The following is a 13,889-nucleotide window of genomic DNA, read 5'->3' on the forward strand; positions in this document are numbered from 1 at the left end:
AGGTAACGGATGACAGCTGACAGATATTGAAATCTGTCAGCTGTCATGCCATGGTGGATGTACGACATCCCCACCCGGCGCGGCGTCCCGCCCGGGAATCCCAAGGAGTCCTCATGCGCACCCGCCCCCTCGGAACCACCGGCCCGCAGGTCTCCGCCCTCGGCCTCGGCTGCATGGGCATGTCCGCTCTGTACGGCGACGCGGACCGGGCCGAGTCCATCGCGACGATCCACGCCGCTCTCGAAGCGGGCGTGACCCTGCTCGACACCGGCGACTTCTATGCCATGGGCCACAATGAGATGCTGATCGGCGAGGCCCTGCGCACCGCCCCCGCGGCCCTGCGCGAGCAGGCGTTGACCAGCGTGAAGTTCGGTGCGCTGCGCGACCCGGACGGCGGCTGGAGCGGATACGACGGCCGCCCCGCCGCGGTGAAGAACTTCGCCGCGTACTCTCTGCAGCGGCTCGGGGTCGACCACATCGACGTCTATCGGATCGCGCGGCTCGACCCCGGTGTACCCATTGAGGAGACGGTTGGCGCGATCGCTGAACTCGTCGAGAAGGGGCACGTCAGGCACATCGGCCTGAGTGAGGTCGGCGCCGACACCATTCGCCGGGCCGCGGCCACCGCCCCCATCTCTGACCTGCAGATCGAGTACTCCCTGATCTCCCGCGCCATCGAGGACGAGGTGCTGCCGACCACCCGTGAGCTGGGCATCGGGATCACCGCGTACGGCGTGCTGTCGCGCGGTCTGATCTCCGGGCACTTCACCCGCGACCGGCAGCTGGCCGCAAACGACTTCCGCGGGATGAGCCCCCGCTTCCAGGGCGACAACCTGCAGCACAACCTCGACCTCGTCGACGCGCTGCGCAAGGTCGCCGAGCAGAAGGGGGTCAGCGTGGCGCAGATCGCCATCGCCTGGGTGCTGTCGCGCGGCGAGGACATCGTGCCGCTGGTGGGTGCCCGCCGCCCGGACCGGTTGACCGAGGCGCTCGGAGCCCTCGATGTCACGCTGGAGGCCGACGACCTCGCCGCCATCGAGGAGGCCGTGCCGGAGGGTGCCGCGGCCGGCGACCGCTACCCGCAGGCGCAGATGTCGCACCTCGGCACGGAGCGCTGACAGTACCGCCAGGTACGGTCTTCGACATGGCACCGACCACGGAAGCACTGACCGCCGAGCGCATCCTCGAGGCGACCGAGGAGGTGCTGCGCCGCCACGGCCCCGCCAAGGCCACCGTGGTGGACGTGGCCCGCGCGCTCGGCGTCAGCCACGGCAGCGTCTACCGCCACTTCCGCACGAAGGCGGTGTTGCGGGAGGCAGTCACGAAGCGCTGGCTGGACCGTACGTCGCAGATGCTGGACGAGATCGCCCGGACGCGGGACGCGACGCCTCCGGTGGTCTTGAGGCATTGGCTGGGCGCACTGTTCACCGCCAAGCGGCACAAGGCGGGCGACGATCCCGAGCTGTTCGCCACGTACTCGGTGCTGCTCGACGAGACCAGCGTCGTGGTCGAGGAGCACGTCGCCGAGCTCGTCGACCAGCTCACGCGCATCATTCATCGCGGTGTACTGGAGGGCGACTTCGTGGCCGTGGACGGCGATTCCGCCGCGACGGCCCGTGCGATCTTCGACGCCACGAACCGCTTCCACGACCCCTGCTATGCCCCTGAGTGGGTACAGCCTGGTATCGAGGCCGAGTTCAGCACCGTGGTCGACCTCGTTCTGCGCGGGCTGCGCCGCTGATCCGTCGGACCCGGAAGCCCTTCGGGGCTATCCCTCCGACGGATCCACCGTCGCCTGATGCGCCTCCGCCAGGTGTTCCTCGGCCTTCAGCCACGGCAGGAACTGCGCACCCTTGCGCCACCCGCACGTATCGCATCTGATCGTGCGCTGCATACCCGCACGTTGGACGCGTACGACGTGCTCGCGGCCGTGCTGGTCCCAGCGGCTTACCTTGCTCGTGTTGATCTGCAGCATGCCACCTCCAGGTGCTACCGCTCAGCTGATACCACTCCACTTGCCCGGCAAGGCGTTCGCAGCAAGGAGTGTGCAGCATGGTGAAGATCAACGGGGGTTCTTCGGCGGCGAGTTAGCCGCGCCGTCATCCGCCGTCACGATTCGGCGCGTCACCGGGGTTCGGTGGTGAGGGTTTTGACGCGGCGGAGTGTCAGGACGGTTTCCGCCGTGTGGATGCCGGTCAGGGCGCCGACCTTGTCGCTGAGGAAGGTGTAGAGGTCGTCGGTGGTCCGGCAGAGTACCAACTACCGGCGACGCCCGGCGCGCGCTCAGCTGATCGTGCGTGGCAGCCGCAGGCTCAGCGCGGTCGTCAGGGCCACGCCCGCCAGCTGGACCAGGAGGGTCGTCACGAGGGCGTTCCGCATGCCGTGGCCCGGGACGAGGGTCAGGAAGAGGGTGCCCAAGGTGGCCACGCCGAGGGCGAGGGCCGACTGCTGGACGGTGATCATGACACCGCTGCCGACGCCGGCCCGGGCGGGCGGGACCTCGGAGAGGATGATCCGGAAGAGGACGGGGAGTTGGAGCGCCTGGCCCGCGCCGGCCACCGCGGCCCCCGGCAGCAGCTGCCACACACCCACGTCCGGCCAGGACCGCCATGCGGTCAGTGCCAGCAGCGCCACGCCCACCGCCTGGAGCAGTCCGCCCGCGGTGACGACCCGGGTGCCGTAGCGGGCGACCAGCCGCGGCCCGCACAGCGACACCACGAAGAAGACCACCGCCATCGGAGCGAGCGCCAGCCCCGCCGGGACCGGACCGAGCCCCGCACCCCGCTGCAATGCCACCGCGATCACGAACATGAAGCCGCTGAAGCCGATCGCGAACGGCACGATCATCACCAGGCCCCGGCGCAGCGACGTGAGCGCGAACAGGGTCACGCGCGGTGCGTTGATTGGTCTGGTTTTCCTGGGTGTTGCTGTGGTTTTTGCGGGTGGTTCTCGGTCGGGTGTGACTTTGTGGGGTCGGGTTCGTTGGGTATGTCAGTCCGATCGTCGGACAGGTGAGTCATCGGGTTGGGGCGGGGGGTGGGTGGTGTGCGGCGGAAGGTGGTGCTGGGTGAGGCGGAGGCGGAGCGGGTCGCGTGTGCTACCGCGTCCGCGTTCCGGGGCCTGGACGCGGTGACGGGTGAGGTGCTGGGTGCGGGGGCGCTCGCGGCACGGGTGGGCTGGCTTGCCGCCCTGGTGGAGTCGATGGCCGCCGCCGTGATCGGCTCGCACTGGTCGCGGCCCGAGATCGAACAGCTCGCTTCCGGGCGCGCTCCGTCGGGGGAGAAGCTGCCGCCGAACGCGTGGATGGCGTTGCGCACCCTGGGCTGGACGGCGGTGGCTCCGGAGGGTGTGTATGTGCCGGACCGGGTCCGCAGGGTCGCTGAGGAGCAGGCCGGACGGGTGCTGCGCTCGGCCCAGTGGCGTGCCCAGGTCGTGGACGCGGTGCTGGCCACCTGGCCCGCGGACAATTCTGACCCTTTGGGGCGTACCGAGGCTCAGTGGGAGGCGCTGCGTACCGCGTGTCCGGACGGTCAGGGCGTGCCGGCGTCGGTGCTGCGGGGCCGCACCCGCCAGGTACAGCGGTTTGTCGCCGCCCGTCACCGGATGCCGGTGGATGTGTGCGAGCTGGAGGCGGCGCCGGGCGGCGGCCGTCAGGTGGTCCTCGCGGCCGCGGACAAACAGCTGACCACGCTGACCCGCTGCGAGGATGATCCCGCCCGCTACGGGGTGCTGACGGTGCGGCTGCCGCTCCGTGCCGACCCGCGCTCGCGTGCCGACTGGCATCCGGTGACCGTGCGTTTCCGGCTGCCGCCGACCATCGACGCGACCGCCGCCCTGCACGCCCCCACCCTGCGCCTGCGCGACGGCCGGATCCGCCTCGACGTCGCCCACACCGCCGCCGCGCCCAGGGCACGGCGGGACGGTCACACCCGTGCGGTGGCGTTCGACTACGGGCTGAACACCCTGCTCACCGGCGGCACCCTCACCCTCACCGGCGGGGCACAGCCGGTCGTGTTGACCGACGCCCGTCCCGTGTTCCTGCGCGTGGACGGTGCCCTGGCGAAGGCCGACCGGTTGCGCATCGAAGCCGAACAGCTGTGGACCAAGGCCGCCCACCTGGACACCCTCATCGAGGGCCAGTACACCCAAGGGTCGCGCCCCGACGCGATGGATGTGGCGAAGCGGGCTGTGCTGCGGGCCGAGCACTGGTGGGTCAGCCGACGGCGTGAACGGTTGAACCGGGCGCTCGCCCAGACTGCGGCCCGTTTCATGGTGGACCACGCGCGCACCGCCGGGGCGAGCGTCATCTACCTTGAGGATTTGCGGGACATGGAGGCCCGCGGCAAGGGCCGTACCCTCAACACCCGGCTGTCCTCCAGTGTCCGCGGTCAGATCGTCACCGCCACCGTCCACGCCGCATCCCGGCACGGCATCACCGTGGTCATCGTTCCCGCCCGGGGCACGTCGAAGTACTGCCCCCGCTGCCTGACCGTCTTCCGTCACCACGCCGCCCCCGACCGCGCGGAACGCGGTTGGAAGTGGGCGACCTGCCCGAACCCGGCCTGCCGTTACAGCGCGGACCGTGATGTCGCGGCCTGGCAGCGGATCGGCGCCCGCGGCCTCCAACACCAGCACCAGACTGTCCTGAACCGTACCGAGGGCAGCTACCTGCTCCGCCGCACGGTCGAGGAGCTGGACCAGCCGGTCCGGCACACCCACCACCCGGCCCCACCCCCGTCCACTCCGCAGGTGCTGCCCGCGGACCGGACGAAGGCGGGGCCGACGAGAAGCTGCCCTGTGCCCAGGAAGCGACGCAGGGTCCCCGCCCCACCCGCAACACCACCGGCCCCGATCACGGCCGCCGGTGGACCGGGTGGAAAGCGTCCGGCGGGGCGGACGCCCCAGCCACCCACCCACCGCAGCCAACGGTGGCGCGGGCGGCAGGCACCGCACACGATGAGCACCCCCGCACGGCACCAGCCGTACGGGGCCAGACTCGGCGCAGGCTTCCACCTGCACGCCCACGCCACCCCCTGGGGGCCCAGGCACCGGCAGCCGAGATCTCTTTTCCACCGGGGCGAAAACCCAGCCCCACCCAGGAAAACCTAAGCTCATCAGTGACGCTGGTACCAGAGTGTCCTTATGTTCCTCAACCCGCACGTCGGGCTCCTCACCCTCGACCACACCGACCTGTGGCTGGCCCCCGACATGGGCGCCCGCATGGTGACGTACGCCCCTGTCGACGAGGAGTCCCGCGAGGGGCTGGAGAAGTTGTACGCCATTGCTCTGGAGGACGGGACCGAGTCCTGAGACCGGGCTCTGTGGGGGTGGCGCCGATCGCGGTCCGCGGCGGAAAATCGTAGGTCCGACACCTCCCGAGCGAGGAGCCCGTATGGACAGCCCGGGTGACCGGCGGCTGGCGGCCGCGGTGGCGATGTTCCACGGACGGATCCTGGTTGTCCGGCGCAGCGCGAGAGAGAAATTCCTGCCCATGGTCTGGGGCGTGCCGTGCGGAAAGCTGGAGCCGGGGGAGTTGCCCGAGGACGGCCTGCTGCGGGAACTCAAGGAGGAGACGGGTCTGCTGGGCGAAGCCATCCGCAAGGTCGGGGAATCGTCCTTCGTGAGTGAGTACCAGGGCAGAGAGATCAAGAACTGGCAGGACAACTTCCTGGTGAGGCCCCTCAGCCGGCACATCACTCTGCCCGAGCCCGATCAGTCCTACGCGTGGCTGACCCCGGAGGAGCTGCACAGCGTCGACATCGACGCCTACAACCTGGACATCGTGCGGCAGGCTCTTTCCGCCCAGCGCTAGGGACCCGGCGCTAGGGGCCCGGCGCCAGGGGCCCGGCGCTAGGCGGCCGGTGCGTCCTGGGGCCGCACGCCCGCTGCTTCCCGTGCCTCCGGCGACTCCAGCTGCCGCGCCGTGCGCTCGGCCGTGCCGCGGGCCCAGCGGCCGGTGGTCAGCGCACCCAGGACGAGGACGGCGAGGCCACAGCCGGTGAGGATCCACCAGCCGGGGACGGCGGCCGCCACGAAGGTGTCCTTGTACGCCGAGTCGTCGATGCCGGAGGCGAGGACCGCGCCGACCACCGCGACGCCGAGGGTCGCGCCGATCTGGCGGCTGGTCGAGGCGACGGCGGCCGCGACACCGGCCTGGCTGCGGGGCATGCCGGAGACGGCGGTGTTGGTGATGGGGGCGTTCACGAAGCCGAAGCCGAGGCCGAACAGGACGTAGCCGATGACGAGCGTGACGTTCGACGTCTCGCCCTCGAAGGCGGCGAACAGCACTCCGCTCGCGGTCATCGTGACCCCCGCGATCAGCAACGGCAGCCGCGGTCCCCTGCTGCCGATCAACCGCCCCGACAGCGGTGCGCACACGAAGCACATCACGGCCATGGGCAGCATCCACAGGCCCGCGTGCAGCGCGTCCAGGCCGCGGACGTTCTGCAGATAGAGCGTCGAGAGGAACAGGAAGCCGCCCAGTGCCGCGAACGCGCTGACCGCTATCACCGTGGCCCCGCTGAACGGCGCCGAGCGGAAGAAGCGCAGGTCGATGAGGGGTTCGTCGCGCCGACGCTCGTACCACAGCAGACCGAGCAGCGCGGCGACGGCGATCGCGCCGAAGACGAGGATCTTCAGGGCGCCGGAGCTGGGCGCCTCGATGATCGCGTACGTCAGCGCGCCGAGCAGCGCGATGACGAGGACCTGGCCGACCGGGTCGGGGCGGCGGGCCTTGGGGGCGCGGGACTCGGGGACGTAGCGCCAGGTGAGCAACAGGGCGGCCAGGCCCACCGGGAGGTTGATCCAGAAGATCGAGCGCCAGCCGACCGAGTCCACGAGGAGGCCGCCGATCAGCGGCCCCGCGGCCATGGAGACGCCGACCACACCGCCCCAGACCCCGATGGCGCGGGCGCGCTCACGCGGGTCGGTGAAGGTGTTGGTGACGATCGACATCGCGACCGGGTTCAGCATCGAGCCGCCGACCGCCTGGACCATGCGGAAGGCGACGAGCGATTCGAGGTTCGGGGCCAGGGAGCACAGGACCGAGCCGATCGTGAACAGGACCAGGCCCGCCTTGAACACCCGGCGGCGGCCGATGCGGTCGGCGGTCGAGCCCGCGAGCATCAGCAGCGACGCCAGGACCAGTGTGTACGCGTCGATGGTCCACTGGAGACCCGCCATGTCCGTGTGCAGGTCCTGCTGCATCGAGGGCAGGGCGACGTTGAGAACCGTGTTGTCGAGGCTCACGATCAGCAGACTCATACAGCAGATCGCGAGCACCAGCAGACGGCGGCGAGGACTGAGCTCGGGCATTCCACCAGGGTACGCCGACGTCAATAGTGCGTCTAACTAACGACTCGCGGGCACCTCTCCTCGTACGCGACAATGGGGGAATGTCCACGACCGTCCTCGCGCCCGCCCCCTCTCTCTCGATCGGCCCCCACACGGTGCAGCCGCCCGTCGTCCTCGCCCCCATGGCCGGGATCACGAACGCGCCGTTCCGTACGCTCTGCCGGGAGTTCTCCGGCGGCAAGGGCCTCTTCGTCAGCGAGATGATCACCACACGGGCGCTGGTCGAGCGCAACGAGAAGACGATGCAGCTGATCCGCTTCGACGCGAGCGAGCAGCCGCGCTCGATCCAGCTGTACGGCGTGGACCCGGCGACCGTCGGCAAGGCCGTCCGCATGATCGCGGAGGAGGGACTGGCCGACCACATCGACCTGAACTTCGGCTGCCCGGTCCCGAAGGTGACCCGCAAGGGCGGCGGCTCCGCCCTCCCGTACAAGCGGCACCTGCTGCGGGCGATCCTGCGCGAGGCCGTCAGCGGGGCGGGCGACCTCCCCGTGACGATGAAGATGCGCAAGGGCATCGACGACGACCACATCACGTACCTCGACGCCGGGCGGATCGCCGTCGAGGAGGGTGTCACGGCCATCGCGCTGCACGGGCGCACCGCCGCCCAGCACTACGGCGGCACCGCGGACTGGGACGCGATCGCACGCCTCAAGGAGCATGTGCCGGAGATCCCCGTCCTCGGCAACGGCGACATCTGGTCCGCCGAGGACGCGGTGCGGATGGTGCGGGAGACCGGGTGCGACGGGGTCGTGGTCGGGCGCGGGTGCCTCGGGCGGCCGTGGCTGTTCGGCGATCTGGTGGCGGTCTTCGAGGGGCGTACGGAGTATGCGCGTCCGACGCTGCGCGAGGTCGCGGCCGTCATGGTCCGGCACGCCACCCTGCTCGGCGAGTGGATCGGCGACGAGGCGCGCGGCGTCATCGACTTCCGCAAGCACGTGGCCTGGTATCTGAAGGGCTTCGCGGTCGGCTCCGAGATGCGCAAGCGCCTGGCGATCACCTCCTCGCTCGCCGAACTGTCCGAAGGGCTGGCCGAGTTGGACCTCGACCAGCCGTGGCCGCTCGGCGCGGACGGGCCCCGCGGCCGTACCTCCGGCAACAACAGGGTCGTCCTGCCGGACGGTTGGCTGAAGGACCCGTACGACTGCGCGGGCGTGAGCGAGGACGCGGAGCTGGACACGTCCGGCGGGTGATACGGCCGGGGGTGACGACGCGGCCGGGTGTGACGCGGCTGCGGGTGACACGGCCGGGGGTGCCACGGTCGGGTCCTGGAGGCCCCGCCCCCGCCGCCGAAGCGGCCGAAGCCGTTCAGCGGGCGGCGGCGGACGCCAACAGTGCGCTGTGGCGGGTCACGGAGGGCGACCCGGGCGCCCGCGAACGCTTCGACGAGGCCCACGGAGTGTTCCGCCACAGACTGGCGGAGTTCAACGAGGCGGCCCGCGACGCCATGACCGCCTCGTAGGAACCACCGACAGGACCTACGCGCCCCCCACCGCCGTGAGCAGCGCCAGTGGAGCCGCCGCCGAGCGTGACTCCCGTACGCACGCGTGCGGGTACGGCACCGGCTCCCGGTGGGTGTCACGGCCGTAGCCCGCGAGGACCTCGGGGAGGCGATGGCCGGCGGCGGTGGCCGCGTCCACCAGCGCGTGGGCGACCGTGCGAGCCTCGTCATGCAGGCCGTAGCGGGACAGGCCCAGGGTGATCAGCGCGTTGTCGTGCGGCCAGACCGAGCCACGGTGGTACGACAACGGGTGGTACGCCGGCTGGTCGGCGGCCAGGGTGCGCACGCCCCAGCCGGAGAAGAAGTCCGGCTCGAGCAGGCGGCGGCCGACCAGTTCGCCGTACTCCTTGTCGAGCAGACCCGACCAGAGCAGATGGCCCGCGTCCGACGCGAGGGCGTCGACCTGGTTGCCGTCGCCGTCCAACGCCAGGGCAGGGAAGGCGTGTTCGGCCATCCAGAAGTCTCGCTGGAAGCGGTCGCGGAGGTCGGCGGCGGCCTGTTCGAGAAGGGCCGCGTAGACCTCGTCGTCCCAGACCGTGCGGGCCAGATGCGCGGTGCGGCGCAGTGCGTCGTACGCGTATCCCTGCGCGCCCGCCGCCATCACCGGCCCGGTGGGGCGGCTGCCGTCGGCCGAGCAGATCGCGCCCGGGGAGTCCTTCCAGTTCTGGTTGGCGAGGCCGCCGCCGTCCGCACGGTAGACGAGATAACCGCGGGAGGTCAGGCCGCCGTGGTCCAGCATCCAGCCGATCGCCGCGCGGGCGTTGGCCTCCAGACGCCGGGCCAGGGTCACCTCACCGGTGTGCTCCGTGTACGCGCCGAGCAGCACCAGGAACAGGGGCGTCGCGTCCACCGAGCCGTAGTAACGCCCGTACGGCACCTGCCCGAAGTGCGCCAGCTCGCCGTGCCGCACCTCATGCACGATCTTGCCGGGCTGGGCCACCGTGCCCGCTCCCACCTCCACCGCCTGGGTCGCGGCGAGCGCGGGCAGCGTGGCGGCGGCGAGCTGGGGGCGGTAGGGGAGCGCGAAGAGGGAGGTCAGGAGGGCGTCGCGGCCGAGCAGGGTGAGGAACCAGGGCACTCCGGCCGCGGGGACACGCAGCTCCTCACCGTCCGGGCCGCGCGCCGGGACCTGGAGCACCGCGAGGTCCGACAGACCTCGCGCGCAGGCCGCGGCCAGCTCCGGCCAGCCGGTCGGGAAGGGCACGCCCTCCGCGAACTCGTCCTCCAGCGCGAGGAGTTGCTCGTTGGCCGCGGCGGGGGAGGGCGGTACTTCCGGGTCCTTCAGGGCGCCGTGCGGGCGGGCCGCCACGCGCAGCGACAGCTCGGCGGAGGCGTGCGGTTCGAGGTCGAGCGTCCAGACGAGGCGACGGGCGCCCGTGCCGGTCTCCTCGACTCCGTCCGGCGGCGGCTCGGAGGTGACCGTCGTACAGGACCGCCACTCCCCGCGCTGATAGCTGAACTCGACTCCGTCGTCGAGGACTTGGCGCCTGCGTACGACGCCGATCTTGGCGTACGTACGGTGGTCGGAGCGCAGCTCGAACTGGTCCGTGAAGTCGGCGTCCACCGTCACCGCGATCCGCACCGTGGTGGGCGTCGGACGGTTGCTGGTGACGCGCAGCGCCTCCACGAACGCGCCGTCGGTGACGGCCTGTTCACGAAAGAGCGTGTACGCGGGCGGTTCGTTGCGGCCGCCGCGCGGTACGAGCACACAGCGCGCCGTGTCGCCGTCCGTGACCGGCGTGAGCGCCTCGGGCACCGCGCCGTCGACGGTCAGCTGCCAGCGGCTGAGGTGCCGGGCGTCCCGTACGAATAACCCGTCCGGGGAACTGCCGCCCCGCACTCCGCTGATGTCCCCGCCGTCGCCCACGGCGGCGAACGTCCCACCGTGCACGAGCAGATGATGCCGCTCCGTCATCCCCGGTCCCCTCCCTTGGCGCCCGTCTCGAATGTGCTGTGTGGCGTGGTGCTGTGTGGTGTGTCGAACAAGGTGTCGTGCCTCGAGTGGGACACGATCTGGTCCGCATGGTCCGTGTGGTCTGCCTGGTCCGTCCCTGAGGGCTCGTGCAGCAGGTCCAGCGTCAGCGCGGCCGTCCAGCTGAAACCGAGCGCTCCGCAGGCCTCGCCGGTGTACGGATCCACGTACTCCGCGAACCCGGACGCGTCGGCGGTCTCCAGCAGCGCGGCCCGCAGCTCCTCCGCGCGGCCGTGCTCCCCGTGCAGCCGCAGTCCGCGCTCCAGCAGCCAGTTCGTGTTGAACCAGGCCGGGCCGCGCCAGTAGCGGTGCGGATCGAAGGCGTGCCCGGTCAGGTCGTAGCTCGGCACCAGCCGGGCGACGTCGCCGAGCCCGAAGTGCGGCCCGCTCGCCGTGCGTACGACGGTGGAGGCGATGTCGCGGGGCAGCGCGGGGAGGATGAGCGGAAGGAGCCCGGCGACACTGCGCTCGGGAATGAGAGCACCGCTCTGGGAGCGCTGCTCCGATGTGTGAGCGGTGCTCTGTGAGCGACGCTCCGAGAGGTGAGCGCCGCTCTGGGAGCAGTGCTCCGATACGTGAGCGCCGCTCTGGGAGCGCTGCTCCGAAGCGTGAGCACCGCTCCGAGGGCGCCGCTCTGAATCGAGAGCACCGCTCTCGCCCCCGCCGTACACATCCCGGCAGAAGAACATTCCCTCCGCCGGATCCCACAGCCGCTCCACCAGCGCGGCCGTCAGCCGCTCCGCGCGCGCGTGCCGTGCGGTCCCCGCCGCGCCCAGCTCCCGCGCGATGGCCGCCAATGCGTGCTCGGAGGCGATCAGCAACGCGTTGAACGCCGGGTCCTCGACGGCGAACTCGCCGCCCCCGTCGGCGTACCCCCCGTCCCGGTAGTCCGTCGCGAGCCGCACGTACCGCCCGTAGTCGAGATCCGTCGGCCGGTCCTCGGCGGCACCGTGGTCGAGGTCGGCGCGGCGGAAGGTGCGCGGCTCGGCCGGGGTGATCCGGCTGAGCGGGGCATCCCAGCAGGGGCTGTTGTCCATACCCTGTTCCCAGGGGTGGACCACCGAGGCGAGCCCGCCGCCGCCCAGGTCCCGGCGGTGCAGGAGATAGCGGTGCCAGGCCGCGAGCCGGGGATACATACGGGGGAGGAAGGCGCGGGCCCGCGACAGGCCGGGGTCGGCCTGGTGCACCAGCCAGGCGGCGAGCGCGTGCACCGGCGGCTGCACGATGCCCGACGTCTGTACGGCGCGCGGGGCGCCCGCGGCGCGCCCCGCGGTGGAGGAGCGCCAGAAGTCGGGGCTCGGGAAGTACGCGTCCAGTGGTACGGAGGGGTTGAACACAATGTGCGGGATCCGACCGTCGCCCCACTGGGCGCCGAGCAGTGTCTCCAGCTCCGTCTGTGCCCGCAGGGGGGACAGGTGGCGCAGGCCGATCGCGATGAAGGCGGAGTCCCAGGACCATTGGTGCGGGTACAGGCCGCGCGAGGGGACCGTGGACGTTCCCGTCCAGTTGCCCTCGAGCGTGCGGGCCGCCCTGAGGTGCAGCGACCCGGTGGACTCGGCGGGATCGTATACATGTGCGCCGGAGTGGGTGATCTCACGCGAGCCGGGCGGAGAGGGTGAGCCCGAGGTGCGTACGGGGGTGGTGATCCCCGTGCGACGAATGGTGAGTTGGGTTGTGCTGTCCACTCAGGTCTCCCCGAAGACGTGCGGTCGGCCGGTTCGGCAGTAGCTACCGTAGGGTTACGTCTATTTAACACGCAAAACTCAATATGTAATGCAGAGTTGGTTAACGCAAGAGGGTGCGCATGACAGGAAGGGCGGCGAAGGCCATGAGGGCCGGGAATCAGGCAAGCGCCGGAGATCTGCTCGAGCTGGTGCGCAGCGGCCGCGCCACGACACGCGGCGCGCTGCAGCAGGCCACCGGTCTGTCACGGGCCACGGTCGGCCAGCGCCTGGACCGGCTGTTCCGCGCGGGCTGGCTGCGCGAGGGTGCGGGTGGCCCGGTGGACTCGCCGCTGGGCGGGCGTCCTTCCATCACCCTCGAGTTCGACGACGCGCACGCCGTCGTCCTCGCCGCGGACCTCGACACCCGGCACGGCCGGGCCGCCGTCGTGTCGCTGACCGGCGAGATCCTGGCCGAGCACCACGGAACCCTGCGTATCGAGGACGGCCCGGACGCCGTCCTGGGTGAGCTCGGTCATTGGTTCGCCGAGTTGCTGGAGAAGGCCGGGCAGAGCGCGGACTCCGTGTGTGGCATCGGGCTCGCGGTGCCGGGCCCCGTGGACAGCGACACCGGCCGGGTCGTCCAGCCGCCGATCATGCCGGGCTGGGACGGCTACGACATACGGGGACGCCTGAGCAGGGCGTTCGAGGAGCACACCGGAACCCGGACCGGAACCCGGAGCGGCGCCGGGATCCCCGTACTCGTCGACAACGACGCCAACCTCATGGCGTACGGAGAACAGCGCACCGGTTATCCGGACTGCTCGGCGTTCGCGCTGGTCAAGGTCTCCACCGGTATCGGCGCGGGCATGGTCGTGGGCGGTGCCATCTATCGGGGCGTGGACGGGGGCGCCGGCGACATCGGGCACATCCGGATCGGCGCCGACGCACTGTGCAGGTGCGGTTCGTACGGCTGTCTGGCCGCCGTCGCGAGCGGTGGCGCGGTGGCCCGTCGGCTCGCCGAGTCCGGGGTGCGGGCCACGTCCGGCTCGGATGTGCGCGACCTGCTGACCGCCGGGCATCCGGAGGCGATGGCGCTCGCGCGGGAGGCCGGGCGGCAGGTCGGTGACGTCCTCGCGACCGTCGTGACGCTGCTCAACCCGGGCGTTCTGATGATCGCGGGGGATTTGGCCGGAACACCCTTCCTCACGGGGGTGCGGGAGCTGCTGTACCAGCGGGCGCTGCCCCGTTCGACCGCTCATCTGGACGTGGTGACCTCGCGGCTCGGTGACCGGGCCGGGCTGGTCGGGGCGGGGGCGCTGGTCGTGGAGTACTTGTACGCGCCGGGGCGGGTGGAGGAGCGACTGACGGCGCTGGGCGTGTGATGGCGCTGGGCGTGTGA

Annotated in this window: 12 protein-coding genes and 2 pseudogenes; 8 read left to right on the forward strand and 6 right to left on the reverse strand. The window is 71.2% G+C overall.

Annotation, left to right across the window (positions count from 1 at the left end; translation table 11 throughout):
- The first annotated feature begins 113 nt into the window (after nt 1-113).
- Both ACX28W_RS12730 and ACX28W_RS12735 read left to right on the forward strand, forming a co-directional pair.
- Nucleotides 114-1,118, forward strand: coding sequence for an aldo/keto reductase (locus ACX28W_RS12730; RefSeq protein WP_458999022.1), 1,005 nt, complete (start codon nt 114-116; stop codon nt 1,116-1,118).
- A 26-nt stretch (nt 1,119-1,144) separates the two neighbouring features.
- Complete coding sequence (locus tag ACX28W_RS12735; RefSeq protein ID WP_458999023.1) at nt 1,145-1,741, forward strand: TetR family transcriptional regulator; 597 nt, start codon at nt 1,145-1,147, stop codon at nt 1,739-1,741.
- A gap of 27 nt (nt 1,742-1,768) precedes the next feature.
- Here the strand turns inward: ACX28W_RS12735 and ACX28W_RS12740 are convergent, their stop codons facing one another.
- From ACX28W_RS12740 to ACX28W_RS12750, 3 genes and pseudogenes are all read right to left on the reverse strand, one after another.
- Entirely contained in the window at nt 1,769-1,975 is a 207-nt protein-coding gene (locus ACX28W_RS12740) for a hypothetical protein (protein ID WP_362082650.1), read from the reverse strand.
- A 149-nt stretch (nt 1,976-2,124) separates the two neighbouring features.
- On the reverse strand, nt 2,125-2,259 hold the full coding sequence (locus tag ACX28W_RS12745) for a hypothetical protein (RefSeq protein WP_458999024.1): 135 nt from the start codon (nt 2,257-2,259) through the stop codon (nt 2,125-2,127).
- Nucleotides 2,260-2,283: 24 nt separating this feature from the next.
- Nucleotides 2,284-2,928, reverse strand: a pseudogene (locus ACX28W_RS12750) (MFS transporter); the annotation flags it as partial.
- A 117-nt stretch (nt 2,929-3,045) separates the two neighbouring features.
- Here ACX28W_RS12750 and ACX28W_RS12755 point away from each other — a divergent pair.
- The 3 genes and pseudogenes from ACX28W_RS12755 to ACX28W_RS12765 all read left to right on the forward strand — a co-directional run bounded on the left by ACX28W_RS12755 (nt 3,046) and on the right by ACX28W_RS12765 (nt 5,812).
- Nucleotides 3,046-5,109 (forward strand): zinc ribbon domain-containing protein, encoded by a 2,064-nt coding sequence (locus ACX28W_RS12755; protein WP_458999025.1) that lies wholly within the window; start codon nt 3,046-3,048, stop codon nt 5,107-5,109.
- A gap of 36 nt (nt 5,110-5,145) precedes the next feature.
- Nucleotides 5,146-5,310, forward strand: a pseudogene (locus ACX28W_RS12760) (XRE family transcriptional regulator); the annotation flags it as partial.
- A gap of 82 nt (nt 5,311-5,392) precedes the next feature.
- A complete protein-coding gene (locus ACX28W_RS12765) occupies nt 5,393-5,812 on the forward strand; it encodes an NUDIX hydrolase (protein WP_458999026.1) in 420 nt (139 codons plus the stop codon).
- Between the two features lie 38 nt (nt 5,813-5,850).
- On the opposite strand, the gene ACX28W_RS12770 is transcribed toward ACX28W_RS12765, so the two are convergent.
- Nucleotides 5,851-7,314, reverse strand: coding sequence for an MFS transporter (locus ACX28W_RS12770; protein ID WP_458999027.1), 1,464 nt, complete (start codon nt 7,312-7,314; stop codon nt 5,851-5,853).
- A gap of 80 nt (nt 7,315-7,394) precedes the next feature.
- Between ACX28W_RS12770 and dusB the strand changes: the two genes are divergently transcribed.
- Together dusB and ACX28W_RS12780 are read left to right on the forward strand one after the other, a co-directional pair.
- On the forward strand, nt 7,395-8,546 hold the full coding sequence (gene dusB / locus ACX28W_RS12775; RefSeq protein ID WP_458999028.1) for a tRNA dihydrouridine synthase DusB: 1,152 nt from the start codon (nt 7,395-7,397) through the stop codon (nt 8,544-8,546).
- Between the two features lie 11 nt (nt 8,547-8,557).
- The gene (locus ACX28W_RS12780) at nt 8,558-8,815 is read left to right on the forward strand and encodes a hypothetical protein (protein ID WP_458999029.1); all 258 of its coding nucleotides are present in this window, start codon (nt 8,558-8,560) and stop codon (nt 8,813-8,815) included.
- Between the two features lie 16 nt (nt 8,816-8,831).
- On the opposite strand, the gene ACX28W_RS12785 is transcribed toward ACX28W_RS12780, so the two are convergent.
- Together ACX28W_RS12785 and ACX28W_RS12790 are read right to left on the reverse strand one after the other, a co-directional pair.
- The gene (locus ACX28W_RS12785; protein WP_458999030.1) at nt 8,832-10,769 is read right to left on the reverse strand and encodes an amylo-alpha-1,6-glucosidase; all 1,938 of its coding nucleotides are present in this window, start codon (nt 10,767-10,769) and stop codon (nt 8,832-8,834) included.
- The gene (locus tag ACX28W_RS12790) at nt 10,766-12,511 is read right to left on the reverse strand and encodes an MGH1-like glycoside hydrolase domain-containing protein (protein WP_458999031.1); all 1,746 of its coding nucleotides are present in this window, start codon (nt 12,509-12,511) and stop codon (nt 10,766-10,768) included. Before ACX28W_RS12790 ends, ACX28W_RS12785 begins: the two co-directional genes overlap by 4 nt.
- A 119-nt stretch (nt 12,512-12,630) precedes the next feature.
- Here ACX28W_RS12790 and ACX28W_RS12795 point away from each other — a divergent pair, with 119 nt between their 5' ends.
- Nucleotides 12,631-13,872, forward strand: a complete 1,242-nt coding sequence (locus ACX28W_RS12795; protein ID WP_458999032.1) for an ROK family transcriptional regulator — start codon at nt 12,631-12,633, stop codon at nt 13,870-13,872.
- Nucleotides 13,873-13,889 lie beyond the last annotated feature (17 nt).

This window comes from Streptomyces sp. SD15, assembly GCF_054462255.1.

Bases quoted from the DNA above. Each gene is read 5' to 3' on its own strand.
- ACX28W_RS12730 (WP_458999022.1), top strand. From the start codon at position 114: ATGCGCACCCGCCCCCTCGGAACCACCGGCCCGCAGGTCTCCGCCCTC.
- ACX28W_RS12735 (WP_458999023.1), top strand. From the start codon at position 1,145: ATGGCACCGACCACGGAAGCACTGACCGCCGAGCGCATCCTCGAGGCG.
- ACX28W_RS12740 (WP_362082650.1), bottom strand. From the start codon at position 1,975: ATGCTGCAGATCAACACGAGCAAGGTAAGCCGCTGGGACCAGCACGGC.
- ACX28W_RS12765 (WP_458999026.1), top strand. From the start codon at position 5,393: ATGGACAGCCCGGGTGACCGGCGGCTGGCGGCCGCGGTGGCGATGTTC.
- ACX28W_RS12770 (WP_458999027.1), bottom strand. From the start codon at position 7,314: ATGCCCGAGCTCAGTCCTCGCCGCCGTCTGCTGGTGCTCGCGATCTGC.
- dusB (WP_458999028.1), top strand. From the start codon at position 7,395: ATGTCCACGACCGTCCTCGCGCCCGCCCCCTCTCTCTCGATCGGCCCC.
- ACX28W_RS12785 (WP_458999030.1), bottom strand. From the start codon at position 10,769: ATGACGGAGCGGCATCATCTGCTCGTGCACGGTGGGACGTTCGCCGCC.
- ACX28W_RS12795 (WP_458999032.1), top strand. From the start codon at position 12,631: ATGACAGGAAGGGCGGCGAAGGCCATGAGGGCCGGGAATCAGGCAAGC.